21 protein-coding genes and 2 tRNA genes are annotated in these 25,126 nt (G+C 71.7%); 11 read left to right on the top strand and 12 right to left on the bottom strand.

Annotated elements, in window-relative coordinates; genetic code table 11:
* Positions 1-61 precede the first annotated feature (61 nt).
* Positions 62-138: transfer RNA gene (locus ACGFU6_RS14820), tRNA-Pro, on the bottom strand.
* 165 nt (positions 139-303) lie between these two features.
* On the opposite strand from ACGFU6_RS14820, the gene ACGFU6_RS14815 reads away from it, so the two are divergent.
* Positions 304-377 (top strand) — tRNA-Gly (locus tag ACGFU6_RS14815).
* A 136-nt stretch (positions 378-513) separates the two neighbouring features.
* Here ACGFU6_RS14815 and ACGFU6_RS14810 read toward each other — a convergent pair.
* Positions 514-708 carry a hypothetical protein gene (locus tag ACGFU6_RS14810; protein ID WP_123526003.1) on the bottom strand — a complete coding sequence of 65 codons (195 nt, stop codon included), beginning with the start codon at positions 706-708 and terminating at the stop codon, positions 514-516.
* A 478-nt stretch (positions 709-1,186) separates the two neighbouring features.
* On the opposite strand from ACGFU6_RS14810, the gene ACGFU6_RS14805 reads away from it, so the two are divergent.
* Positions 1,187-2,344: an acyltransferase family protein gene (locus tag ACGFU6_RS14805; RefSeq protein WP_393610947.1), complete on the top strand. Its 1,158-nt coding sequence runs from the start codon at positions 1,187-1,189 to the stop codon at positions 2,342-2,344.
* 64 nt (positions 2,345-2,408) lie between these two features.
* On the opposite strand, the gene ACGFU6_RS14800 is transcribed toward ACGFU6_RS14805, so the two are convergent.
* Positions 2,409-2,894, bottom strand: coding sequence for an HD domain-containing protein (locus ACGFU6_RS14800; protein ID WP_393610945.1), 486 nt, complete (start codon positions 2,892-2,894; stop codon positions 2,409-2,411).
* Positions 2,895-2,903: 9 nt separating this feature from the next.
* A complete protein-coding gene (locus tag ACGFU6_RS14795; protein ID WP_393610943.1) occupies positions 2,904-5,207 on the bottom strand; it encodes an FtsX-like permease family protein in 2,304 nt (767 codons plus the stop codon).
* A gap of 226 nt (positions 5,208-5,433) precedes the next feature.
* Between ACGFU6_RS14795 and ACGFU6_RS14790 the strand changes: the two genes are divergently transcribed.
* Positions 5,434-6,597 (top strand): cation:proton antiporter, encoded by a 1,164-nt coding sequence (locus ACGFU6_RS14790; protein ID WP_393610942.1) that lies wholly within the window; start codon positions 5,434-5,436, stop codon positions 6,595-6,597.
* 50 nt (positions 6,598-6,647) lie between these two features.
* On the opposite strand, the gene ACGFU6_RS14785 is transcribed toward ACGFU6_RS14790, so the two are convergent.
* Complete coding sequence (locus ACGFU6_RS14785; protein WP_393610940.1) at positions 6,648-7,793, bottom strand: PP2C family protein-serine/threonine phosphatase; 1,146 nt, start codon at positions 7,791-7,793, stop codon at positions 6,648-6,650.
* A gap of 105 nt (positions 7,794-7,898) precedes the next feature.
* On the opposite strand from ACGFU6_RS14785, the gene ACGFU6_RS14780 reads away from it, so the two are divergent.
* Positions 7,899-9,131, top strand: coding sequence for a GNAT family N-acetyltransferase (locus tag ACGFU6_RS14780; protein WP_393610939.1), 1,233 nt, complete (start codon positions 7,899-7,901; stop codon positions 9,129-9,131).
* Positions 9,132-9,234: 103 nt separating this feature from the next.
* Here ACGFU6_RS14780 and ACGFU6_RS14775 read toward each other — a convergent pair whose 3' ends face one another.
* Positions 9,235-10,044 carry an Fpg/Nei family DNA glycosylase gene (locus ACGFU6_RS14775; protein WP_393610937.1) on the bottom strand — a complete coding sequence of 270 codons (810 nt, stop codon included), beginning with the start codon at positions 10,042-10,044 and terminating at the stop codon, positions 9,235-9,237.
* Between the two features lie 86 nt (positions 10,045-10,130).
* Positions 10,131-10,619, bottom strand: a complete 489-nt coding sequence (locus tag ACGFU6_RS14770; protein ID WP_123525994.1) for a ribose-5-phosphate isomerase — start codon at positions 10,617-10,619, stop codon at positions 10,131-10,133.
* 230 nt (positions 10,620-10,849) lie between these two features.
* Between ACGFU6_RS14770 and ACGFU6_RS14765 the strand changes: the two genes are divergently transcribed.
* Together ACGFU6_RS14765 and ACGFU6_RS14760 are read left to right on the top strand one after the other, a co-directional pair.
* Positions 10,850-12,301, top strand: coding sequence for an amino acid permease (locus tag ACGFU6_RS14765; RefSeq protein WP_393610935.1), 1,452 nt, complete (start codon positions 10,850-10,852; stop codon positions 12,299-12,301).
* A 104-nt stretch (positions 12,302-12,405) separates the two neighbouring features.
* Positions 12,406-13,716 carry an FAD-binding oxidoreductase gene (locus tag ACGFU6_RS14760; RefSeq protein ID WP_393610934.1) on the top strand — a complete coding sequence of 437 codons (1,311 nt, stop codon included), beginning with the start codon at positions 12,406-12,408 and terminating at the stop codon, positions 13,714-13,716.
* On the opposite strand, the gene ACGFU6_RS14755 is transcribed toward ACGFU6_RS14760, so the two are convergent.
* Positions 13,697-14,293: a biotin transporter BioY gene (locus ACGFU6_RS14755; protein WP_123525991.1), complete on the bottom strand. Its 597-nt coding sequence runs from the start codon at positions 14,291-14,293 to the stop codon at positions 13,697-13,699. The two genes, ACGFU6_RS14760 and ACGFU6_RS14755, sit on opposite strands and share 20 nt — an antisense overlap.
* A gap of 400 nt (positions 14,294-14,693) precedes the next feature.
* Between ACGFU6_RS14755 and ACGFU6_RS14750 the strand changes: the two genes are divergently transcribed.
* A complete protein-coding gene (locus ACGFU6_RS14750; RefSeq protein ID WP_393610933.1) occupies positions 14,694-16,112 on the top strand; it encodes an amino acid permease in 1,419 nt (472 codons plus the stop codon).
* A 37-nt stretch (positions 16,113-16,149) separates the two neighbouring features.
* On the opposite strand, the gene ACGFU6_RS14745 is transcribed toward ACGFU6_RS14750, so the two are convergent.
* A complete protein-coding gene (locus tag ACGFU6_RS14745; RefSeq protein ID WP_393611196.1) occupies positions 16,150-17,811 on the bottom strand; it encodes a GAF domain-containing SpoIIE family protein phosphatase in 1,662 nt (553 codons plus the stop codon).
* A 414-nt stretch (positions 17,812-18,225) separates the two neighbouring features.
* Here ACGFU6_RS14745 and ACGFU6_RS14740 point away from each other — a divergent pair, with 414 nt between their 5' ends.
* Positions 18,226-18,867, top strand: a complete 642-nt coding sequence (locus ACGFU6_RS14740; protein WP_024492596.1) for a superoxide dismutase — start codon at positions 18,226-18,228, stop codon at positions 18,865-18,867.
* A gap of 138 nt (positions 18,868-19,005) precedes the next feature.
* Here the strand turns inward: ACGFU6_RS14740 and ACGFU6_RS14735 are convergent, their stop codons facing one another.
* Entirely contained in the window at positions 19,006-19,674 is a 669-nt protein-coding gene (locus ACGFU6_RS14735) for an O-methyltransferase (protein WP_393610932.1), read from the bottom strand.
* Positions 19,675-19,778: 104 nt separating this feature from the next.
* Between ACGFU6_RS14735 and ACGFU6_RS14730 the strand changes: the two genes are divergently transcribed.
* The 3 genes from ACGFU6_RS14730 (at position 19,779) to ACGFU6_RS14720 (ending at position 22,280) form a co-directional block, all read left to right on the top strand.
* Positions 19,779-20,618, top strand: coding sequence for an MOSC domain-containing protein (locus tag ACGFU6_RS14730; RefSeq protein ID WP_393610930.1), 840 nt, complete (start codon positions 19,779-19,781; stop codon positions 20,616-20,618).
* Positions 20,619-20,753: 135 nt separating this feature from the next.
* Positions 20,754-21,719, top strand: a complete 966-nt coding sequence (locus ACGFU6_RS14725; RefSeq protein WP_393611195.1) for an aldo/keto reductase — start codon at positions 20,754-20,756, stop codon at positions 21,717-21,719.
* Positions 21,720-21,767: 48 nt separating this feature from the next.
* Positions 21,768-22,280 carry an NUDIX hydrolase gene (locus ACGFU6_RS14720; protein WP_393610928.1) on the top strand — a complete coding sequence of 171 codons (513 nt, stop codon included), beginning with the start codon at positions 21,768-21,770 and terminating at the stop codon, positions 22,278-22,280.
* A 10-nt stretch (positions 22,281-22,290) separates the two neighbouring features.
* Here the strand turns inward: ACGFU6_RS14720 and ACGFU6_RS14715 are convergent, their stop codons facing one another.
* Complete coding sequence (locus tag ACGFU6_RS14715) at positions 22,291-23,754, bottom strand: pyridoxal phosphate-dependent decarboxylase family protein (RefSeq protein ID WP_393610926.1); 1,464 nt, start codon at positions 23,752-23,754, stop codon at positions 22,291-22,293.
* The gene (locus ACGFU6_RS14710; protein WP_393610924.1) at positions 23,744-25,120 is read right to left on the bottom strand and encodes an MFS transporter; all 1,377 of its coding nucleotides are present in this window, start codon (positions 25,118-25,120) and stop codon (positions 23,744-23,746) included. The genes ACGFU6_RS14715 and ACGFU6_RS14710 overlap by 11 nt, the downstream gene beginning before the upstream one ends.
* Positions 25,121-25,126 lie beyond the last annotated feature (6 nt).

The raw sequence follows: 25,126 nt of genomic DNA, 5'->3' as shown, positions 1-25,126 counted from the left end.
CGGGCACGCATTTTGCATAGTAACGGCAAGGTGGAGAACTCCCACAATGCGATCTTGCCGGTGGTCGGGGTGGCCGGATTCGAACCGACGACCTTCCGCTCCCAAAGCGGACGCGCTACCAAGCTGCGCCACACCCCGTCGGTGCGACACGTAGGGTACATGCAGACCGGCGGTGCATCGGCCGCTTTTCCAAGGGCGTCGCCCGATGCGGCACCGGGTGCGGGATCGGGTGTGCGGGCAGCGCCCGCGACCCGCTACGATGCTTCTCGTGCCGCGGTCCACGTGACCTGCGGTGCGATGCATGCGGGCGTAGCTCAATGGTAGAGCCCTAGTCTTCCAAACTAGCTACGCGGGTTCGATTCCCGTCGCCCGCTCCATGGCTCGGGCCCGGCCCGGCGTCATCCTCTTCGGATGACTGCCGGACCGGGCCTTCTGCATTCCCCGCTCCCCGCGCGCGACGGGGTTCCCCGCATCGCGTCCCGGGCCGGCGTGCGGGCCGGGACGCGATGCGGGTCAGAAGCTGATCTGGTTGATGCTCTGCGCTATCGAGTCCATGAACTTCTGGATCGACGGCGCCATGCCGGTCGACGCCAGGAAGAAGCCGAAGAGCACCGCGACGAGCGCGGGTCCGGCCTTGATGGAGCCGCCTCGGATCAGGACCACCAGGATGATCGCCAAAAGAAGCACCACAGACAGTGAAATGGCCACGACTGATCACACCCTCGGTCGGTCCGCCTTGCCGGCCCGGAAGCATGCGGCCGCGCACACCTCCGTTGTCGTCCATCGTGCCACCAACTCCCCTGTGGTCGCTGCCGCCTGACGAAGCGACCAGTCGGTATCGCGCCATCTTGCGCCGGTTGTGCACCGGCTCGCGGCATCCGGGGGCGGCCGCCGGCCCAGTGCCCGCACGGCGGGTGCGGGACGCGTGCGGAGTAATGATCCGATGAACGGAAATGATCTGCGACGGTGATCGTTTCCTTACCCACACACTTTATTCACATGCAATTTCCGGGACCGATTGCGACGTAATTCTCTGTCGCCAACTGCCTGACGATATGCACCATTTAAGGAGGATTAACACGCCCATACCGGGCAAAAAGAAGGGTTTGCCTTTTGAGCGAACGGGAACACGCGATATCCGATGGCGGTTTTACGAAATGCAATCGAGACGTCTAGGGTGTTTGAGATGTTCCACGCTCCGAACGTATTCCAGAGGGCCCCGCTCCCCCCGGCGACCCGGGAGTCGGAGCCCAGACGCCAAGAGCCGGGCCGGACCCCGGACGCATCTTCCTCGGTGGCGGTGGCGGAACGGCCCGTACAGGCCCCGCCCGCCAAGAAGCGTGACGCCTACTTCGACAACGCCAAGTACCTGGCCATCGTGCTCGTCGCGGTGGCGCACTCATGGGTGCCGGTCATGGAGGGCAGCAGAGCGGCCCGCGCGCTGTACATGGTCACGTACACCTTCCACATGCCGGCCTTCATCATCATTTCTGGTTACTTCTCACGTTCGTTCAGCCTGACCCCCGCCAAGGTGAAGCGCCTGGTGACGGGGGTCGCCGTGCCGTACATCGTGTTCGAGACGGCGTACTCGCTGTTCCGCCGGTACGCGAACGACTCGCCCGACGTGGCGATCAGCCTGCTCGAACCCTGGTACCTCACCTGGTTCCTGGCCGCGCTGTTCATCTGGCGGCTCACCACGCCGATCTGGCAGAACCTGCGCCACCCGCTGGCGGTCTCGCTCGTGATCGCGGTCCTCGCCTCGTTCGCACCCAGCATCGGCGACGACCTCGACCTGCCGCGCGTCCTGCAGTTCCTGCCGTTCTTCGTACTCGGACTCCAGCTCAAGCCCGAACACTTCCGGATGATCAAGCGCCGCGAGGTCCGGCTGCTCGCCCTGCCGCTGTTCGCCGCCGCCGCGGTGTTCGCCTACTGGGCCGCGCCCCGGATGCAGCTGGGCTGGTTCCTGCGTGACTCCAGCGCCCAGGACATGGACGCCCCGTGGTGGTCCGGGGCCGTGATGACCCTCGCCCTTTTCGGCTGCGCCACGCTGCTCACCATCGGGTTCCTGGCCCTGGTGCCGCGCCGCCACATGTGGTTCACGGTGCTGGGCGCCGGGACGATCTGCGGCTATCTGCTGCACGGGTTCCTGGTGAAGGGCGCCGACTACGCGGGCCTCTTCGACAAGAACGACTGGCTGATCTCGCCGACCGGTCTGGTGCTCGTCACCGTGGCCGCCTCGGTCGGGGTGACCCTGCTGTGCACGCCGCCGGTACGGCGGGTCATGCGATGCGTGACCGAACCGGACATGAACTGGGCGTTCCGACGGGACGCCGCCAAGATCTGAGACGGCGGGATTGAGCCAACACGGCGGAGCCGGACCCAGCTGGGTCCGGCTCCGCCGTGTTGGCTCAATCCCGCCGTTCGGTGGGTGATTCCGGTGCGGTGAGCCCGAGCAGGCTCCGTACCTGCGCATACTTCTCTGCCAGCCGGGTACGGGTCGCCGGCTCCAGCACCGCGAGGCGGGCCGGGTCGGCGTTGTGCGCGAGGTCGGACTCCTTGATCAGCAGCGCCCCCGGGGTAGCCAGGATGCGGCGGGCGTACGCCGGCAGCTCCTCGCCGTCGCGCTTGCTGACCGCGAGGACCATGTCCCTGACCTGCTGCGGCAGCGCGGCCGCCGCCAGCCAGTCCTCCGACAGCGCGTCGTCCTCGACCGCGTCGTGCAGCCAGGCGGCGGCGATCTGGTCGTCGCTGCCGCCCCGGGCCCGTACGCCACCGGCGACGGCCGCGAGGTGTTCGGCGTAGGGGCGGCCCGCCTTGTCACGCTGGCCCTCGTGCGCCGCACGGGCGATGCGCTCGACTTCGGCCAGGGTCAGTTGTGCGCGGGGTGGCGTCATGGCCCGACTCTACGGACGGGCCGCGGTCCGGCTCAGGGCGGCGCGGGCCGGCACCAGGGCGGCGGCGAGGCCGAGGCCCAAGGTGGCCGCCAGGAACGATCCGTACAGCGCCGGCGGGACGTACGGGGACTCGCCGGTCAGGCCCCTCATCATCGGGATGAGCGTGGCCAGCGCGATGGCCGTGCCGAGCGCGGCCCCGGCCACGGTGACCAGAAGGGCCTCCCACCGGATCATGCGCATGACCTGGCGGCGGGTGGAGCCGACGAGCCGGAGCATGATCAGTTCCCCGCGGCGGTCCAGCACGGTCATCACCAGCGTGTTGACCGCGGCGACGGCGGCGAATCCGCCGAGGACCGCGGCCATGACGGTGTTGGCCCAGGCGTTCAGCTCGCGGTCCCGGCTCTGCGCGGTGGCATAGCCGGCGGCGTCGGTGACGGTGCCGAGTGCGGCGAGCCGCTCCGCAGCCGCCGGATTGGCCCGTACGAGCACCTCGGAGGCGTACGGCGAGGTGACGTGGCCCCGCAGATCGGCGGCGGGCAGGGTGACGAGGCCGGTGCCCAGGCCCCTGCCGTAGACCGCGACGATCCTCGGCGACGCCTTCGTGCCGTCCGGCAGGCGAAGCGCGAGGCGGTCGCCGGTGTGCCGCTCCGCCGAGCCCGCGAGCGTGGTGTCGATCGCGACGGTGCCGGGGGCCAGGGCGTCGAGCGATCCGGTGCGGACGTCGAGGTCCTGGACCTCGGCCAGTTCACGCCCTGAGCCGATGACTCCCTGCGCGGGCGCGCTCTGCAGCCAGGTGTCGCCGCCCGATCCGGCGGGGACGAGCACGGAGGTCCGGAGCAGTCCGACCGCGGTGGAGACGCCGGGGGTCGCGCCGGCGCGCTCGGTGGCGTCGGAGGCGAGGCCGGCCGGAGCGGAGACTATGCGGTCGGCGGTGACGGCGTCCCGCTGCTGGTGCTCGGTCGCCCGGTCCTCGCTGGTGTGCATGAAGACCAGGGTCGAGGAGAAGGCCATGGCGAGCACGATCGGTGTGATCGCGGAGGCCATCCGCCGGGAGTTGGCGCGGGAGTTGGCCGCGGCCAGCGACGCAGACGGACCGCCGGCCCGTAGCGGGAGGCCGAGCACCGAGGCGCAGATCCGGGCGATCAGCGGGCCGAGCAGGCCGACCGCGAGCATGAAGAGCATGACCACACCGAGTGCGGCGTTCGCCGCGTCCTCGCCGGTCTGCGAGGCGGCGACGCCCGCGAAGACGCCGCCGCCGGCCAGCGCGGCGATGCCCAGCGGGGTGCGGATCCAGCCGACCGGCGGGCGTTCCACGGCGGACTGGGCGAGCGCGAGGCCCGGCTTCGTCCTCGCCGGGCGGCGCGCGGCGATGTATCCGGCGCCCAGCGCGGTGAGCATCGTGGCGGCGACGGCGACCGTCAGCGGCAGCCAGGAGATCCGCAGCCCGACGGCTTCCGGGACGGCGCCCTTCTCCTTGAGCTGCCCGAACCACCAGCCGGCCAGGGCGATTCCGGGCAGGCAGCCGAGCGCCGCGGCTAGCGGTGCGACGAGCAGTGACTCGGTGGCGACGGTGCGGCGCAGCTGGCGCGGGGTGGCGCCGATCGCGCGCAGCAGGGCGAACTCGCGGCTGCGCTGGCCGACGGAGAGCGCGACTGTGCCGGCGGCGGTGAAGACGGCGACCATCGTGGCGATGCCCCCGAAGGATCCGCCGAGCCCGGTGAGGAGTTCCCTGGCGTCCGCGAGGCCCGGATCCTCGACCGCGCCTCGGTCGCTCCCGGTGCTGACCCGCACGCCCGGGGCGTGACCGACCGCGTCGGCGACCTGGCGGGCCAGGACGGACGGGTGGGCGCCGTCGGCGGCGAGCACGGCGATGGCGTCGACCCGGCCGGGGTGGCCGGAGAGCGCCACGGCCTCGCGGTCGGTGAACCACACGGTGGCGTCGTCGGTGGTGGTGCCGGAGACCCGGAAGTCCTTCGGGCCCGCCGGGGTGTCCAGCGTGACGCGGTCGCCGGGGCGGGCCTCGTGGCTGCCGGTGCCGTTGCCGGCCCCGTCGCTGGTCCTGGCGCCGGTGGCATTGCCGGTGCCGGCCGGGACGACGACCTCGCCGGTGCGCGGCGCGTCGCCGGACGCGAGCCGGGTGCCGGTGAGGGCGGCGGAGCCCCAGCCGTGCGCGGTGAGGGGTGCGGCGCCCCGGTGCACGGGGGTGGTTCCGCGCCGGGCGGGCTTCGCGTGCCGCCCGCACGCTCTCCTGCGCTCCCTGCCTGGTGCGCCGAAGCCCCATGTCGTCCGCCTTCCGTAGTCATGCTCAGTCATCCGTGATCGATACCTCGAACGTACGGATCAGCGCGTCTCCGGGGCCATGGCGGCTGCTGGCGGATCGGGGGTGGGGGAAACCCCAGGGTGCCCCGGGCGCGTCTCCGGATCGGCCTCGATACTTGCAACGTCAATCATTCGGTAAACTAATTACTGACGATTTCTTGACGCTCTCTTGACCAAGCGAAGGACTGGGCTCATCGGACACGCAGACACCCTCATCGCCATGGGCGGGGCCTTCCTCGCCGCCGCCGTTCTCGCCCGCGTCGGCAGCCGCATCGGGCTGCCGACCATCCCCCTGTTCATCCTGGCCGGGATCCTGCTCGGCCCGCACACCCCCGGCATCGTCCTCGTCGCCGACCCGCACGACCTGGAGATGCTCTCCGCGCTCGGCCTGGTGCTGCTGCTCTTCTACCTCGGCCTGGAGTTCCACCTCGACGACCTCAAGGCGGGCGGGCGCAGGATGGCGCTCGCCGGGGGCGCCTATCTCGTCCTGAACGTCGGCGCCGGACTCGGCTTCGGCTTCGCGCTGGGCTGGGGTACGTCGGAGGCGCTGGTGCTGGCCGGGGTGCTCGGCATCTCCTCGTCGGCCATCGTGACCAAGGTGCTGGTCGACCTGGGCCGGATCGGCAATCCGGAGACCAAGCCGATCCTCGGCATCATCGTCGTCGAGGACGTGTTCCTCGCGCTGTACCTGGCCGCCCTCCAGCCCATCCTCTCGGGCGCGGACAGCCTCGCGGCGGCGGCGGTCGACGGCGGAAAGGCCTTCGGCTTCCTGCTGGCGCTGGCCCTGGCCGCCCGGTTCGGCACCAGGCTCATCAGCAAGCTGATCAACACGAAGGACGACGAGCTGCTCGTCATCTCCTTCCTCGGTGCCGCGGTCCTGGTGGCCGGCATCTCGGAGTGGTTCGGGGTCGCGGACGCCATCGGCGCCTTCATGGTGGGACTGATGCTCGGCAGCACGTCATCCGGTGAGCGGATCCTCAAACTGGTCCACCCGCTGCGGGACGCCTTCGGCGCGATCTTCTTCTTCGCCTTCGGCCTCTCCATCAACCCCGGCGATCTGCCGGTCGTGCTGTGGGCGGTGCTGGCCGCCGTCGCGGTGACCCTCGCCATGAACGTCCTCGCGGGGATCGCCACCGCCAAGCTGTACGGGTTCGGCCCGCAGGCCACGGCGAACATCTCCACCACCCTGGTGGCGCGCGGCGAGTTCGCGCTGATCCTCGCCACGATGGCGGCGGGCGCGGGACTCGACGAACGGCTCGCTCCGTTCATCGCCGGTTACGTACTCGTCCTCGCGGTCCTGGCCCCGCTGGTGGCCGGACGATCGCACTGGCTGGCCAGGATCCTGCCGGGCGGGCGCGACGCCGCGCCGGCCCCGATCCGGTGACGGGCCGCAAGCTGTTGACGTACGCCCGGTTCGGTCCGGTTGCGTACGGTTCAGGATCTGCGTGACAGCAGGAGCAGTGCCCGGTCGTCGTTGACGTCCTTGGCACACGCCTCGATGAGGTGCCAGGCGGCTCCCTCGAAGCCCGTCGAGACATAGCGGTCGGCCTCGCCGGTCAGCCGGTCGATGCCCTCCGCCATGTCCCGCTCGGACGTCTCGACGAGTCCGTCGGTGAACAGCATCAGCACGTCACCGGGGGCCAGCGAGCCCTTCACGGCGTCGAACTGCGCCCCGTCGTACACCCCGAGCAGAGGGCCCTCCGCCGCCTTCTCCTCCCACCGGCCGCTGCCGGCGTGGAGCTGGAGGGCGGGGGGATGGCCGGCCGAGAGGAGTTCGTAGTCGCCGGATTCGAGGTCCAGGACCAGATGGATCGAGGTCGCGAAGCCCTCGTCCCAGTCCTGGCGCAGCAGATAGCCGTTGGCCGCGGGCAGGAAGCCGTGCGGCGGCAGCGATCCGAGGAGCCCGCCGAAGGCGCCGGACAGCAGCAGGGCGCGGGAGCCCGCGTCCATGCCCTTGCCGGAGACGTCGGTGAGCACGGCCTCCAGGGTGCGGCCGCCGTTGGTCCTGGCCGCCACGACGAAGTCACCGGAGAAGGACTGACCGCCCGCCGGGCGGAGCGACATCTCCCGGTGCCAGCCCTGCGGGAGCCGGGGCAGCGCGCTCTGGACCCGGATGCGTTCGCGCAGGTCGAAGAGCATGGTGCCGCCGCGCCGCCACGGCACGCCGACCCTGGCCCGGAACTGGGCGAGCACCAGCCCGAAGAAGCCGCAGGCCGCGACCGTCAGCACGGTTCCGGGTGTGACCCCCACCGTGCCGTCCTTGAACGGGCCGAGCCAGATGGACTCGACGATCAGAGCGGCGGCGGCCGCCGCGTACAGGCCGAGCAGACTGGCGGGCCGCAGCACCAGACCGCCGGCGACGATCGGCAGCACGAGCGCCGTCGGTGAACACCACACCGGGTTCAGGAGGGTGCCGCAGGTGATGGCCGGGATGATCAGCAACAGGGCGGCCAGGGCGATCCAGTCGGAGCCGTCACCCCGGAAGTAGTCGACGCCGGATCTGCGCAGCGTGCTGCGTACCCGGTGCGCCGATTTCCGCAATCGGGCCGGGTAGGTGTCTGCTCCTGCGCGTCGGGCCATTGCGGGGACCTTATCCACCCGACGGCCTCCGGTGCAGGGGGACCCCTGTGACAATGCGTTCGAAATCGGGTCGCCTGTCCGTCGCGCCCCTGGTAGGCATGGCATATGACTACAGAGCTCCGCGTATTGCGGCCGTCCGAATGGAACGAATGGTTCGAGTGCCTGGAGCTCGCCTTCGGAGGAGTCGCGGAACCGCCTGAGCAGCGTGAGCTGGAGGCGGCGCTGACCGAGCACGAGCGGTCGCTCGGGATCTGGGACGGCCCGGATGTGGTCGCCACCTCGGGGGCGTTCAGCTTCCGGCTGGCCGTTCCGGGCGGTGCGCTGGTGCCGGCCGCGGGCGTGACGATGGTCAGCGTCGCGGCCACCCACCGCAGGCGCGGGCTGCTGACCTCGATGATGCGCCGGCAGCTCGACGACGTACGGGCGCTGGGTGAACCGCTCGCCGTGCTCACGGCGTCGGAGCCGGCGATCTACGGCCGCTACGGGTACGGGGCGGCGAGCCGCCAGATGACGCTGTCGATCGATACGGACCGGGTGCGGCTGGACGTCCCCGAGGGCACGGACGGGATCCGGCTGCGGCACGCCAAGAAGGACGAGGCGGTCGCGGCCTGCGAGGGCGTGTACGCCCGCCTGGTGCCGGGCCGTCCCGGCACCCCGGCCCACGGTCCGGGCTGGGAGCGCAAGTCGCTGGTCGACCCGGTGAGTTCGCGGCAGGGCGGTTCGGCGCTGCAGTGTGTGCTGGCCGAGCGGGACTGCGAGGTGGTGGGGTACGCCAACTTCCACATCAAACCGGACTGGGAGCTGTCGGGCCCCAAGGGCCGGGTCTCGGTGAGCGATCTGGCCGCGCTGGACCCGGCGGCGTACGCGGCTCTGTGGCGGTTCCTCTTCGGCATCGACCTGACGACGACCATCGAGGCGCGGAACCGGCCGGTGGACGACGCGGTGCTGCACCTGGTGTCGGACGTGCGGCGGTGCGAGATCCGGGTCCGGGACTCGCTGTACGTGCGGCTGGTGGACGTGGGCGCGGCGCTGGAGGCGCGGAGCTACCGGGGGCCGGTGGACGTGGTGTTCGAGGTCGAGGACGCGTTCTGTCCCTGGAACGCGGGGCGTTGGCGGCTGACGGCCGACGCGAAGGGGGGCGCGTCGTGCAAGCGCACCGAGGAGGCGGCGGATCTGGCCCTGTCCGTGCGGGAGTTGGGGGCGGTGTACCTGGGCGGTGAGTCGCTGCGCGCGCTGGCCCTGGCCGGGCGGGTACGGGAGCTGCGGACGGGTGCGGTGGCGGAGGCGTCGTCGGCGTTCCTGTCCGACGTTGCGCCGTGGCTGCCCCGGGGGTTCTAGGGCGGGTGCGACCGGCGAGCCGCTTCGTCCTCAATCGCCGGACGGGCTCGAAAATCAAGCCCGTCCGGCGATTGAGGACACCGGCGGCCCGGCGCCGCCTCGGTCAGCGGGGCTGGCAGGTGGGGCACCAGAACAGGTTGCGGGAGGCCAGGTCCGCCGTGCGGATCTCCGTGCCGCAGATGTGGCAGGCCTGCCGCGCACGGCGGTAGACGTAGACCTCGCCGCCGTGGTCGTCCACCCTCGGCGGGCGGCCCATCGCCTCGGGCAGGTGCTCGGGGCGGACCGTGTCGATGCGGTTGTTGCGCACGCCCTCGCGCATCAGCTCGCCCAGGTCCGCCCAGATCGCGTCCCACTCACGCCGCGAGAGGTCCTTGCCGGCGCGGTACGGGTCGACGCCGTGCCGGAACAGCACCTCCGCCCGGTACACGTTGCCGACGCCCGCGACGACCTTCTGGTCCATCAGCAGGGCGGCCACGGTGATCCGGCTCCGGGAGATCCGCAGCCAGGCCCGCTCGCCGTCCTCGTCGGAGCGCAGCGGGTCGGGGCCGAGCCGGTCGTGTATCGCCTGCTTCTCGGCGCCGGTGATCAGGGCGCACGTGGTGGGGCCGCGCAGGTCCGCGTAGTGCTCGTCGTTCAGCAGGCGGAGCCGGACCGTGTCGGTGGGCGGCGGGGCCGGGGCCGTACCGAATCCGAGCTTGCCGAACAGGCCGAGGTGGATGTGGACCCAGCCGGTGCTCTCGAAGCCGAGGAAGAGGTGCTTGCCGTGCGCGTCCACGCCGTCCAGCACCCGGCCGTCGAGCAGGGCGGCGCTGTCGGAGAACTTCCCCTGCGGGCTGCTCGCCCGCACCGGCCGTCCGGCGAACCGGTCCAGGTGGTCCGCCGCGAGGCGGTGGATCGTGTGGCCCTCGGGCACGGCGGCGGCCCTCCTGGATGAGGCGGTGGTGCGGACATGGCTGTGCCGCCGGGGGCTCCGGCGGCACGGCGGGGGCGGTGGGGCGGTCAGCCCTGCTGCGGGTGGTGGGCCGGGACCGGAGGGAGCTCGCCGGTGTTCTCGTACGCCGTGAGCATCGCGATACGGCGGCTGTGCCGCTCCTCGCCGGAGTACGGGGTGGCGAGGAAGATCTCGACGAACTTCACGCACTCCTCCTCGGTGTGCATCCGGCCGCCGATGGAGATCACGTTGGCGTCGTTGTGCTCGCGGCCCAGCGCGGCGGTCTGCTCGCTCCAGGCGAGTGCGGCGCGAACGCCCTTGACCTTGTTCGCGGCCATCTGCTCGCCGTTGCCGGAGCCGCCGATGACGATCCCGAGGCTGTCGGGGTCCGCGGCCGTCTTCTCGGCGGCACGCAGGCAGAACGGCGGATAGTCGTCCTGGGCGTCGTAGATGTGGGGACCACAGTCGACGGCCTCGTGGCCTTGGGCCTTGAGCCACTCGACGAGGTGGTTCTTGAGTTCGTAACCGGCATGGTCGGAGCCGAGGTACACGCGCATGGGAGGAGTGTGGCACGAGCTTCGCCGGGTAACCGACGACGGGGTGCGGTGTGGCCCTGATGTGCGGACCCTGTGTGCGGCGAAGCCACTGAGGCAACGATCGTGTCAACGATGTGGATGCAGGGGTTCCGCTTTCAGGGTTCACCGGGCTTCAATGCAACGCTCGCCGCTCACCACCGTGCCGCGGCGGGCACGCAACCGAGCGATCCGAAAACGTGAGGATTCGATCCATGACGTCGCAGACGACTCTGGCCGGACCGGGCCAACAGCCCGATGGGCCGGACCGCAAGGGCCCCGAGGACGGGCTCCAGGCCGGTCTCAAGAACCGTCACCTCTCGATGATCGCCATCGGCGGCGTGATCGGCGCGGGCCTGTTCGTGGGGTCGAGCGCGGGCATCGCCGCCGCCGGACCGGCCATCCTGCTGTCGTACGCCCTGGTCGGCCTGATGGTCGTCTTCGTGATGCGGATGCTCGGCGAGATGGCCGCCGCCCGTCCGGCGTCGGGCTCCTTCTCCGCCTACGCCGACCAGGCGCTGGGCCGCTGGGCCGGATTCTCGATCGGCTGGCTCTACTGGTTCTTCTGGGTCGTGGTGCTCGCCGTCGAGGCCACGGCGGGTGCCAAGATCCTGGAGGGCTGGGTGCCGGGCGTCCCGCAGTGGGCCTGGGCGCTCATCGTGATGCTGGTGCTGACCGCGACGAACCTGGTCTCGGTCGGCTCGTACGGAGAGTTCGAGTTCTGGTTCGCCGGGATCAAGGTCGTCGCCATCGGCGCCTTCGTGATCGTCGGGCTGCTCGCCGTCTTCGGCATACTGCCGGGTTCGGACAACGCCGGCTCGGGGCTGGCCCACCTCACCGACAGCGGCGGGTTCTTCCCCAAGGGGCCGGGCGCCATCCTCACCGGGGTGCTGATGGTCGTCTTCTCCTTCATGGGCAGCGAGATCGTGACGCTGGCGGCCGGCGAGTCGGAGAACCCGCAGCGCGCCGTCCAGAAGGCCACCAACAGCGTGATCTGGCGGATCGCGGTCTTCTACCTGGGCTCGATCTTCGTCGTGCTGACGCTGCTGCCGTGGGACGACGCCTCGATCATGGAGAAGGGCAGCTACGTCGCCGCGCTCGACTCGATCGGCATCCCGCACGCCGGACAGGTGATGGACGTCATCGTGCTGACGGCCGTGCTGTCCTGCCTCAACTCCGGCCTCTACACGGCCTCCCGGATGGCCTTCTCGCTCGGCGGCCGCGGTGACGCCCCGAAGGCCTTCGCCCGGACCAACAAGCGGGGCGTGCCGCAGGCGGCCATCCTGTCCTCGGTCGTCTTCGGCTTCGTCGCGGTCTTCTTCAACTACCAGTGGCCGGACACCGTCTTCGCGTTCCTGCTGAACTCCTCCGGCGCGGTCGCCCTGTTCGTCTGGCTGGTCATCTGCTTCACCCAGCTGCGGATGCGCGGCATCATCCTGCGCGAGTCGCCCGAGAAGCTCGTCGTGCGGATGTGGCTCTTCCCGTACCTGACCTGGGCGACCATCGCGATGATCTCGTTCGTGCTGGTCTACATGCTGACCGATGACGCGGGACGCGAGCAGGTGCTGCTCTCGCTGCTGGTCGCGGTCCTGGTAGTGGCCGTCTCGCTGGTGCGGGAGGTGCGCGGGCGTCGCCGCGGCGCCCCGGCCGACACCTCCGCCGAATGAGCGCGCACACCTGAACGAGTGCGCATACCTGACGGAAACTGTCAGGTATAGCGGGGAGGCTCTCCCTCGTAAGCCATCGAGCGAGCGAGTGGAGAGCCTCCGCCATGACTGCCTCACCCACCGGCCCCCCGTCCGGTTTCCAGACCGGCTTCCCAGTCCGCCCGGACCTCGTCGTCGCGGCCGCCGGGCCCGATGACGTGCGCGAGGCCGTGGCCCGCGCCGCCTCGGACGGGCTCCGGGTCACCGTCCACGCCACCGGGCACGGGCTGGCGGGCGCCGTGGAGGGCGGGGTCCTGATCGACACCGGCCGGATGGACTCCGTACGGATCGACCCGGTGCGCCGCACCGCCGTCATCGGGGCGGGCACCACCTGGGGGCAGGTGGCCGAGGCGGCCGCACCGCACGGCCTCGCCCCGCTGAACGGCTCCGCGCCCGGCGTGGGCGCCGTCTCCTACACGCTGGGCGGCGGGCTGGGGATCCTGGGCCGGGAGTTCGGGTACGCCGCCGACCACGTGCGGTCGCTCGACGTCGTGACGGGCGACGGGGTGGCCCGGCATGTCGGCCCGCAGGACGAGCCCGAGCTGTTCTGGGGGCTGCGCGGCGGCGGGCACCGGCTGGGCGTGGTGACGGGGCTGGAGACCGGCCTCGTCCCGGTGGACCGGCTGTACGGCGGTTCGCTCGCCTTCGACGGGGACGGCGGGACGGCCGCGCAGGTGGTCCGGCGCTACCTGGAGTGGGTCCGGACCGTGCCCGACGCGCTGACGTCGTCGGTGGCCGCACTCGTCTACCCGGACATCCCGCAGGTGCCGGAGGCGATGCGGGGCCGGTACGTCGTCTCGGTGCGGGTCGCCTGCAGCGGCACCCCGGCCGAGGGCGAGCGCCTGGTCGCGCCGCTGCGGGCGATCGGGCCCGTACTGGCGGACTCGCTGCGGGAGATGCCGTACACCGACAGCCCCGCCATCCACAACGATCCGCCGTTCCCCCACGCTTACTACGGCGACGGGCTGATGCTCAGCGGACTGGACCCCGAGCACGCGGTGCGGGTGCTGGAGCTGACCGGCCGAGGGGCCCCGATGATGACCGTGGTCCAGCTCAACCACCTGGGCGGCGCCCTGGCCACCGCCCCGTCGGCGGGCAACGCGGTGCCGTTCCGCGAGGCGGGGTTCCTGCTCCGACTGCTGTCACCGCTGGACGGTACGGACGTGGCCTCGGTCCGGGCGCTGTACGAGGAGGTGGCCCGGGGCCTCGCCCCGCTCGCCGTGGGCCGTTCGCTGAACTTCTCCTTCGGCGGCGGGGACCGCACGGAGGGCTTCCACGACGCCCGGACGCGCGAGAGGCTCGCCGGTCTGGTGTCGCGTTACGACCCGGCGAGCCTCTTCGGTGGCGCCTACGGCGTCAGCCGCGACGGCCGATGAGCTTCCAGGACGCCGGCAGCGCGCCCATCGCGAGCGCCGCCTTCAGCGCGTCACCGAGCAGGAACGGCGTCAGGCCCGCCGCGATCGCGGCGCTCGCCGACATGCCGGTGGACAGCGCCAGGTAGGGCACGCCGACCGAGTAGATGATGGCCGAGCCGAGCACCATGGTGCCCGCCGTGCGCAGCGCCGAGCGGTCGCCGCCCCGGCGGGCCAGGGCGCCGACCACGGTCGCGGCGAGCAGCATGCCGAGCACGTAGCCGAAGGAGGCACCGCCGGGGCCGGAGCTGCCGGCCGAGAACCACGGCATGCCCGCCATGCCGACGAGCGCGTACACGGCGAGCGCGAGGAAGCCGCGGCGGGCGCCGAGCGCGGTGCCGACCAGGAGCGCGGCGAAGGTCTGGCCGGTGACCGGGACCGGCGAGCCGGGGACCGGCACGGCGATCTGGGCGGCTATGCCGGTGAGCGCGGCGCCGCCGAGCACCAGGGCGGTGTCCACCGCGTAGCGGTGCCGGGCGGCGGGCAGCAGGTCGGCGAGGACCGCTCCGGTGCGGACGGGGGCGGCGGCAGCAGTACTCATCGGGACTCCGCGGGTGAGGGCAGGTGGGTGGAGGGCTGAGCCTGACGCTATCCGACGGAGCGACACTGGATCACCGTCAGCGGCCCACAAAGGGGTGCTTGAGGGCTTAGTGGGATTCGCACAAAGCGCGACACACAATCATCCCTGGACGTGATGCTCATCACGGAGGTCGGAGCGGATCAACCACCCCTCGGCGGGGAGGTGCGGGAGGAGCCGACTGTTGACTCCCTCTAAACGGCGAACCCATGAAGGAAGTTCGGCACCGGGCCGCCCCCGGCAGCTCGGTGCACACCTTGTGTGAGCACCGTGACCGTATAGCGGACGTCCGTTCCGCCTGAGCGGTGCGCGCGTCCAGACTGGGACACGTCCCCCCGTCTCACCGACCGAACAGAGCTCGTCCATGCCTCGGACCACCGTGCCTCCCCCCACCGGCACCCCTGCGGTCACCTCCGGCCACGGGACCGATTCGGCCCTCACCCACGGGCTCAAGCAGCGCCACCTGTCGATGATCGCCCTCGGCGGGGTCATCGGCGCCGGGCTGTTCGTCGGTTCCGGCGCGGGAATCGCCGCGGCCGGCCCCTCGATCGTCATCGCCTACGCCTGCTCCGGGCTGCTGGTCATGCTCGTGATGCGGATGCTCGGCGAGATGTCGGCCGCCAATCCGGCGTCCGGCTCCTTCTCCGTGCACGCCGACCGGGCGATCGGGCCCTGGGCCGGGTTCACGGCGGGCTGGGCGTTCTGGGTGCTGCTCTGCGTCGCCGTCGGCCTCGAAGGGATCGGTGCGGCGAAGATCGTCACCGGCTGGCTGCCCGGAACACCGGAGTGGGCCTGGGTGGCGCTGTTCATGGTGGTGTTCCTGGGGACGAACCTTGCCTCGGTGACGAAGTTCGGTGAGTTCGAGTTCTGGTTCGCCGCGCTCAAGGTCGTGGCGATCACGCTGTTCCTGGTGCTGGGCGTACTGGCGATCCTGGGCGTGCTCCCGGACACGGACGCGCCCGGCACCGCCAACCTCAGCGGCGAGGGCGGCTTCATGCCGAACGGCTCCGAGGGGCTGGTCATCGGGCTGCTCGCCTCCGTCTTCGCGTACGGAGGCCTGGAGACCGTCACCATCGCGGCGGCCGAGTCCGAGAACCCGGTGCGGGGTGTCGCGAAGGCCGTGCGGACGGCAATGTGGCGGATCGCGCTGTTCTACGTCGGCTCGATGGCGGTCATCGTCACACTGGTCCCGTGGGACGACCCGAAGGTCGTGTCGGTCGGCCCCTTCTACGCGGCCCTGGACCACCTCGGCATCAGCGGCGCGGCGGAGATCATGAACGTGGTCATCCTGATCGCGCTGCTCTCCGCGATGAACGCGAACATCTACGGCGCCTCGCGCATGGCCTGTTCGCTGGTGGCCCGGGGGCAGGGCCCGAAGCGGCTGGGCCGGATCTCGTCCGGTGTGCCGCGCCGCGCGGTGCTGGTCTCCTCCGTGTTCGGCTTCCTGTGCGTGCTGCTGAGCTACTGGCGGCCCGACGACGTGTTCCCCTGGCTGCTCAACATGACCGGTGCGGTGATCCTGGTCGTCTGGATCTTCATCGCCGTCTCCCAGCTGATCCTGCGCGCCCGGCTGGAGCGCGAGGAGCCGCAGAAGCTGGTGGTCCGGATGTGGCTGTTCCCGGTCCTGACGGTGGTGGCGCTGCTGGCCATGGTGGAGATCTTCGTCCTGATGCTCCGCCAGCCCGACACCCGCGACCAGCTGCTGGCGACGGGCGCGCTGACGTTGGTCCTGATCGTCATCGGCGTCGTACGCCAGCGGCGGTCGGCGGGCACGGCCGGCTGAGGGGCCCGGCAGCGGGCGCCCCGCCGGGCCGGCGGGGTCAGTTGGTGACACGAACGGCAAGGATCGCCACGTCGTCGCGATGAGGCGTGTCCTGGGTCTCCCGGGACAACGTCTCCAGCAGCAGGGACAGCGGGCGGTCACCGTGCCGGGACACGGCGACCGCCGCCTGCTCGATCCGTGCGTCGATGTCGCTGTCCCGGCGTTCCACCAGTCCGTCGGTGTACAGGACGAGCACGCTGCCCGGGGGCAGCTCGTACACGTGGTCGTGGCGGCCTTGGCCGCTCAGGGAGCCGAGCAGGAGCAGATCGTGTTCCCGCAGGGTCTCCACGCGGCCGTCGGGCAGGCGTAGCAGCGGCGGCGGGTGCCCGGCGTTGGACCAGGTCAGCCGCCAGTGACCGGCGCCCGGGTCCAGGCGGGCGTGCACGGCGGTGCCGCCCGGCCCCAGTGGCAGTACGGCGAAGCTGTGGTCGACAGCCGCCAGCGCGGCGGCGGGCGAGTGGCCGGGGTGCCCAAGGGTGGCCTGGCGGAGCATGCTGCGGACCTGGCCCATCACGGCGGCGGCGGCCATGTCGTGCCCGATGACGTCTCCGATGGACAGCATCAGCCCACCCGGTCCACCGTCCGGGGAGGCCGGAAGCCGGTAGGCGTCGTACCAGTCGCCGCCCACCATGTCCTGGTCGGCGGCGGGCAGATACAGGGCGGCGATCTCCAGTCCCGGCACGGCGGGAAGCTCGGTGAGCATGGCGGCCTGGAGCTGCTCGGCGGCGCTGAGCCGGTTCTCGACGAACAGGGTGCGCTCCACCGCCTGCCCGGCGTACCCGGCGACCGCCGTCAGGACCGCGCGCTCGGTCACGCCGAGGACGTGGGAGTCGGCCCAGCACCACAGCAGCACCCCCCGCGCGTTGGCCAGCGGCACGCACAGTGCGGATTCGAGCGACAACGAGTCGTACCCGGCGACGGCCTCGGGACCGTAGTCGGCGAGCAGGGCCGCCCGGTCGGGGACGAAGATGGTCCGCTGTTCCGCCATCGCGCGCAGGCTGGGAAATCCACGCCCTCCCTCGAAGCGGTGGAGCGTGCTCTCCACCGGCTGTACGCGCTCCGGGTCGATCACCCGTCGCAGCCCCCGCCCGTCGGCGAGAAGCAGCCCCACGAACGGCGGCTGGACCGGGCCCTCGAACAGCCCGCGCAGCCGGCGCACGATGTCGGTCAGGTCATGCCCGTGGGCCAGTTCGACCGAGGCGCGCAGCAGCAGGTCGGCGAGGTCCCGGTCGCGCCGGATCTGTTCGCTGGCGATGCGCAGGCGCAACTCCACGGAGCACGCGGCGGTGAGGTCGTCGAGGTCGCGGAGCTCGGCCTCGGTCCACTCGCGGGGCCGGTGGTCGATGGCGCACAGCGACCCCAGGACCTGGCCGTCGGCGTCGGTCAGCGGCATCCCCGCGTAGGCGATCACCTGGAGGTCGGGGATGGCCAGGCTGGTACAGGTGAGCGGGTACCGCCGTGAGTCGCCGAGGATCAGGGGCTCGCCGCTGGCGACGACATGCTGGCAGAAGGAGTGGGTGAGCGGGGTCTGCCGCCGCCCCGCCCAGGGCTCCTGGAGACCGACCATGCCCGGGAAGACCTGCCGGTCCGTCTCCAGCAGCGACACAAGCGCTACCGGGACGCGCAGGAACCGGGCGACCAGCCCCGCGAACCGGTCCATGCCCGCGTCGGCCGCCGCCGTCAGCCCGGCCAGCCGCAGCGCCTCCAGCCTGCCCAGTTCGCCGGTCAAGGACTCGGCCCTCCGTCGATCGATTATGGAACACGGGGTACGCAAACACTATCTAAAGGTAAATATTAGGACGAAAGGCTCAGCGCTGTATCCCGAGGGCGCGCCGCGGACGGCCACGCACGGCACCTCCACCCTCAGCCGCCCGTCGGAGGGACCCGTCACCCATCCGGCGGGACTCTCCGCGCGCACACCGAGACCCGGGCCGGACCGGACCGGAGACCTGATCCCCCCTCGGACCGGAGACCTGGTCCAAAGGGCTGATCTCCCCTCAGTCGCTCCTGCTGTTAGCCTGCTCCTGCATATAGGTTGCAATAACAACAGGACAGCAGCTGGAGGGTTCGAACCATGGCCACGTACACGCTCCCGGAACTCCCGTACGACTACGCGGCGCTCGAACCGGTCATCAATCCGCAGATCGTCGAGCTCCACCACGACAAGCACCACGCCGCGTACGTCAAGGGCGCGAACGACACCCTGGAGCAGCTGGAGGAGGCACGCGACAAGGAGGCCTGGGGAGCGATCAACGGGCTCCAGAAGAACCTCGCGTTCCACCTCTCCGGCCACATCCTGCACTCGATCTACTGGCACAACATGACCGGTGACGGCGGCGGCGAGCCGCTGGCCGCGGACGGTGTCGGCGGCCTCGCGGACGCGATCACCGAGTCCTTCGGCTCCTTCGCGGGCTTCAAGTCCCAGCTGACGAAGGCCGCGGCCACCACGCAGGGCTCCGGCTGGGGCGTCCTCGCGTACGAGCCGGTCAGCGGCAAGCTGATCGTCGAGCAGGTCTACGACCACCAGGGCAACGTGGGCCAGGGCTCGGTCCCGGTCCTCGTCTTCGACGCCTGGGAGCACGCCTTCTACCTGCAGTACAAGAACCAGAAGGTCGACTTCATCGAGGCGATGTGGCGCGTCGTCAACTGGCAGGACGTGGCGAAGCGGTACGCGGCCGCCAAGGAGCGCGCGGACGTACTGCTGCTCGCCCCCTGACGGGGACCGGAGCGCACCCCTGACGTCCTGCCTCGTGATCGTCTTCTCAACCTTCACCCGGCAGGCGGATGAACGAAGGGCCCCCGCGAGGACATGACTCGCGGGGGCCCTTCCATGCCCGCCCGGCGCGGGCGGCGGCTACTCCGTGACCAGGGCCATCAGCAGGCCGTCGTAGCCCTTGGTGCCGACGGTCTGGAGCGCGGTCGCGGTCAGGGTCGGCTCGGCCGCGACGAGTTCGGTGAACCGGCGCACGCCCCGCACCTTCGGGTCCTCGCTCGTGGCGTCGGCCACCTCTCCGTCACGCACGACGTTGTCCGCGACGATCAGGCTCCCGGGCCGGGTCAGCTTCAGGGACCAGGCCAGGTAGTCGGGGTTGCTCGGCTTGTCGGCGTCGATGAACACGACGTCGAACGGCCCGTACCCCTGCTCCGCGAGGGCCGGCAGCGTGTCGAGGGCCAGGCCGACCCGGACCTCGACGACATCGGACAGACCGGCGCGCTCGATGTTCCGTCGCGCCACCTCGGCGCACTCCGGATCGGCTTCGAGCGTGACGACCCTGCCGCCCTCGGGAAGCGCGCGGGCCAGCCAGATGGTGCTGTACCCGCCCAGGGTGCCGATCTCCAGCACGGTGCGCGCCCCCTGGAGCCGGGCCAGCAGGTTCAGCAGCTTGCCCTGGTTGGCCGCGACCTGGATCGCCGGCAGCCCGGCCTTCTCGCTGGCCTCCACGGCCGCGTCCAGGGCCTCGTCCGAACCCACCAGCAGAGCGTTGAAGTAGTCGTCGACCTCGGCCCACAGCGCCTGCGTCATGGCATGTTCCCCTCTCCGTACCACTTAAGTTCCCAAAGGGAACTTACATCATGCCGAGCGAATGGGATGATGGCGGCCCCAGCGTTTTCCCCGGAGAGGACATCATGACGATCACCGTGCGAGAGCTGGTGTACTACCCGGTCAAGGGTTGCGCGGGGACCGCCACAGAGTCCGCGCAGGTCGTCGGGACCGGCCTCGAACACGACCGGACCTTCATGGTGGTGGACGCCGCCGAAGGCGCCTTCCGGAGCCAGCGCACCCACCCGGCGATGGCCGCCATCAAGGTCGCCGTCCTGCGGTCCGGGGCGGCGCTGGCACTCTCGGCCGAGGGCGTCGAGCCCCTGCTCCTGGACGTCGACCGGGACGGCCCGCGCCGCGACGTCAGCATGTTCGACCGCCCCCTCGGCGCGGCCGTCGATCAGGGGGACGTGGTCGCGGAGTGGTTCTCCGACGTGCTCGGCGCCAAGTCCCGCCTGGTGCGGGCGGCCCCCGGCTTCGACCGGGACGGCTGGGGCGAGACCCCGGGCAAGGTCAACTTCGCGGACGCGCACGCGGTACTGGTGACCTCGACGGCCTCCCTGGACGACCTCAACTCCCGTATCGCCGCACGGGGCGACGCGGCGGCCGTCCCGATGGACCGCTTCCGCCCCAACATCGTGCTGACCGGCAAGGACGAACCGCACTTCGAGGACCGGGTGCGCCGGATGACCCTGGGCTCCGTCGAACTCGCCCACTCGGTACGGGCGACACGGTGCAGCGTCCCGCTCGTCGACCAGCTCACCGGCCTGCGCCGGGGTCCGGAGCCGGTCCGGACCCTGGCGACCTACCGCCGCGAGGCGGAGTACGGGAACCGGGTCAGCTTCGGCGCGAAGAACGCGGTGGTCTGCGAGGGCGTGGTGAGCGTGGACGACCCGGTCACGGTCCAGAGCCTGGTCACCCCGTAGCCCCGGGCGCCGCTCCCCCGCCGGCCGCACCGAAAACCACCTGCCCCCGGCGCGCGAGTCGCCTATCGTCGACGTCGTTTGCCGGTACGGGGCCACTGCCCCCGGCCGGCCCGGACGATGACGTGGAGGATGGCTGTGCGCTACCGCGAGCTGGGACGCAGCGGAATGTCGGTGTCCGAGATCGGCTACGGCGCCTGGGGCATCGGCGAGTCCAGCTGGGTGGGCGCGACGGAGGACGAATCCCTCCGCGCCCTCCACCGGGCCGTCGACCTCGGCGTGAACTTCATCGACACGGCACGCGGCTACGGCGAGAGCGAGCGCATCGTCGGGCAGGTGGTACGGGAACGGGCCGGGGACGAGGTACTGGTCGCGACCAAGGTGCCGCCGAAGAACGGGGTCTGGCCCCCGGCGGACGGCACGGACCCGGCACAGGCGTTCCCGGGCGAGTACATCCGCGCGACCCTGGAGACGAGTCTGCGCGCGTCCGGCCTGGACCACTTCGACGTGCTCCAGTTCCACGTCTGGCACGACGAGTGGGTCGGGCGCGGGGACTGGCTGGAGACGGTCACCGAGCTGAAGCGCGAGGGGAAGATCCGCCTGTTCGGCGTCTCCGTCAACGACCACCGGCCCGAGAGCGCGCTCGCGCTGGTCCGCAGCGGTGCGGTGGACAGCGTGCAGGTCATCTACAACGTGTTCGACCAGTCACCGGCCGACGAACTGCTGCCCGCCTGCGAGGAGCACGGTGTCGGGGCCATCGTCCGGGTGGCGCTCGACGAGGGCGGGCTGACCGGCCGGATCACCGCCGGCACGACGTTCCCCGAGGGCGACTGGCGCAACCGCTACTTCCGCGACGACCGCCCCGCCCAGGTCGAGCGCCGGGTGGCGGCGATCGTCGCGGACCTGGGCATCGAACCGGACGCCGTCGCGGAGCACGCGCTGCGGTTCGTACTGAGCTCGCCCGCGGTCTCCACCGTCATCCCCGGAATGCGCAGCGTGCGCAACGTGGAGTGCAACACCGCGCTGAGCGACGGGCATCCGCTCACCGAGGACCAGCTCGCCGTACTGGCGAAGCACCGTTGGCAGCGGGACTTCTACGCCTGAGCCGGGAGCCGGAAGGGGGCCGGGCGGCCCTGGGTAGGGTCCTGGCCCATGGTGATACGGAAGCGGTGCGCGTCCCGGGTCCTGCTGACCGACGAGCGCGACCGGCTGCTGTTGCTGTGCGGCCGCGATCCGCGCCGGGTGGGGGCGCGTTGGTGGTTCACGGTCGGCGGCGGGGTGGAGGCCGGTGAGGACTACGTGGCGGCGGCGCTGCGCGAGGTCCGCGAGGAGACAGCGCTGGAACTGGCCGCCGCCCGGCTGGGACCGGTCGTCTGGACCCGGAAGATCCTGTTCGGGGTGGACGGCCGGCACTACGACCAGTACGAGGAGTACCGCCCGGTCCGGGTCTCGGCCGCCGAGGTGTCGGGGATGCGGGTGGCGACCGACGAGGGCACGTACGGCCATCACTGGTGGACGGTGGACGAGCTCCGTACCACCTCGGAGTCCGTCCATCCGGAGGGGATGGGCGGGCTGCTCCCCCCGGTGCTGGCCGCGGCCGGGCTCCCCCACCCGCCTGTGCACCTAGGCGACTTCGACGTGGACGAGGAGCGCGACGCGGGCTGAGACGGCCCGCTCAGATCCGGAACACCGATCCCACGAACTCCGCGAGCAGCCGTTCCTTCAGCGGTCCCGGCAGGGCGTCCAGGAGGATCAGGACCGGGGCCATCCTGGCGGGCAGGCCGCCCTCGCCGGTGAGACCCGCGAAGGCGAGTACCGCGTCGATCTCGTCCGGGCCGAGCTTCGACGGGTCGAGGCCTGCGGCCAGTTCGGCCAGGGCCGGGTCCACCGCCACCGGGGGCAGGGCGCGGGCGGCGTGCAGCGCGGTGTCCAGGTCGGCGAGCAGGGCGTCCACCTGGCCGACCGTGGCCGGGGTCAGGGTGAGGTGGAGGTTGGGCGGCAGCCCGTCGAAGGAGAGCTGCGGCTGGAGGTACCAGCCGCGCTCGCGCATCTCGTCCGCCAGGTGCAGCAGCAGGCTCAGGTCCGGGGCGCCGTCCGGCCCGCCCAGGACCGTGAACGCGACGAGTCCCGCCGAGGGGTCGCCGAGCACCCGGACGTCGGCCGTCGCGCGCAGCCCCGCGAGCAGCCGGCCCGAGGACTCGGCGACCCGGGCGGCCAGTGCGGTGTAGCCGTCGTCGCCGACGTACCGCAGGACGGCCCACGCCTGCGCCAGCAGCCCGGCCGACTTGGTGCCCTGGACGGTCGGGTTGACGACCGGGTAGCCGGGCCAGCCCGCGTGGGCGAAGTACTGGTGGCGGCGGAGCTCCGCGTCCCGGTAGAGCACCACGGAGGCGCCCTTGTCCGCGTAGCCGTATTTGTGCAGGTCGACGGAGAGCGAGGTGACGCCGGGGACGGAGAGGTCGAACGGCGGTATCTCCTGTCCCGCGCGCCGCAGATGGGGCAGCAGCCAGCCGCCGATGCAGGCGTCCACGTGGCACAGGACGCCCCGTTCGGCCGCCGCCGCCGCGATCTCGGGGACCGGGTCGAGGACCCCGTGGGCGTACGAGGGCGCCGAGGCGACGACGAGGGCGGTGCGCGGGGTGATCGCGGCGGCCACGGCGGCGGCGTCGGCCCGGTAGGTGGAGCGGTCCACGGGTACCACGACCGGTTCCAGGCCCAGGTAGGCGGCCGCCTTGTGGAAGGCCGCGTGGGCGGTGGACGGCAGCACCAACTGGGCTTCGCTCACACCGCGTTCGGCCTTCGCGTGGTCGCGGGCGGTCTTCACCGCCAGCAGGATCGACTCCGTGCCGCCGCTGGTGAACGTGCCCTGCGCGCCGGTTGCGCCCAGCAGCGCGGCCGCCGCGCCCACCACGTCGTTCTCCAGCCGGGCGACGCTCGGGAAGACCGTGGGGTCCAGGCCGTTGACGGTCGCGTACGCCGAGTACGCGGCGGCCGCCAGCTCGTCGAGGCCCGCCAGCCCCGCGTCATAGACGTAGGCGAAGGTCCGGCCGCCCCGGGTGGGGGCGTCGGCGCCGCGCAGGGCGGTGAGTTCGGCGAGTACGGCCTCGGCGGGAACGGCGGGTGACGGGTCAGTCGGCATGGGCGGGCTCTTCCTGGAGTGGGTCTTCGTAGCGGTGCAGCATCCACAGGCTCGCTGCGGCCAGGACGGCGGGCAGCACGCTCATGCCGAGGGCGATCCCGGTCAGCGCCGCGCCGGGCTGTTCCACCCGGTGGCCTGAGTCGGAGGAGCGGAACCCGGTCGCGGCCAGGACGAGCGCGAACAGCCCGGCGCCGAGCGCGAAGGCCAGGGTCTCGGCGGCGGTCCAGAGCCCGGTGAACGTCGCGGCGCGCCGCTTCCCGGTGCGTGCCGCATCGTCGGCGATGGTGTCCGCCAGCATGGTGAGCGGCAGCAGCTGGAGCCCGGCGTAGGCGATGCCGATGACCGCGGTGGCCGTATAGCCGAGGGCCGGGCCGCCCTGCCGGGTGAAGGCGAGCGCGAGCGCTCCGGCGAGGTAGAGCGCCGAGGCGCACCCCTGGGCGTACTTGGTGCCGCACAGCCGGGCCAGCCGGTTCCACAGGGGCATGAACAGTACGAGCGGGCCGATCAGGCAGGCGAAGAGCGGGGTGACGGCGCCGGGTGAGCCGAGGGTGTACGTGGCGAAGTACTGGACGCCCGCGAGCATCACCCCGATCGCCAGGGCCTGGAGCGTCCACATGGCGGCGAGGTCGCGGAACGGTCCGCTGGTGCGGACGGCGGCGAGCTGGGCCCGCAGCGAGGGTTCGGCCTCGCTGCGGGCGACGGCCGGGGCCCGGCGGGTGGTGAACCAGGCGCCGAACATGCCGGCGGCGAGCAGCGCGGCGACCGCGAGGCCCATCAGCCGGTAGCTCGCCGGGGTGTCGCCGTCGGCGTGCGCGATGGCCGGGGCGAGTGCGCCGGACAGCAGGATGGCGACGCCGAGGAAGGTGACCCGCCAGCCGAGCACCCGGCGTCGTTCGCCCGGGTCCTCGGTCATCTCGGCCGGCATCGTCACGTACGGCACCTGGAAGACGGCGTAGGCGGTGGCCGCCAGCAGGAACAGCGCGGCGACGTACCCGGCGGCGGCCGCGCCCCGCAGCGGCGGTGCGGCGAAGATCAGCGCGAAGATTGGCGGCAGGGTGCAGGCGCCGATCAGCAGGAACGGCCGGCGCGGGCCGCCGCGCAGTCGGCTGCGGTCGGACAGGGCGCCGATGAGCGGGTTGATCAGGACGTCCCAGGCCTTGGGCAGGAACACCGCGGCGCCCGCGACGGCGGCGGGCACGGCCAGGACGTCGGTGAGGTAGTAGAGCAGGATCAGTCCGGGCACGGTGGCGAACGTGCCGGTGCACAGCGAGCCGAGCCCGTATCCGATCCGGACCTGTCGCGGCAGGCGCGGGCCCGGTACGGGATCCGGGTCCGGTGTCACGTCGGTACGGACGTCGGCTGGCATGCCGCC

The organism is Streptomyces sp. NPDC048462 (assembly GCF_043200175.1).
Lineage (GTDB): Bacteria > Actinomycetota > Actinomycetes > Streptomycetales > Streptomycetaceae > Streptomyces.
Note: the sequence above shows the minus strand (reverse complement) of the source record. Positions and strands in the feature narration are given on the sequence as shown.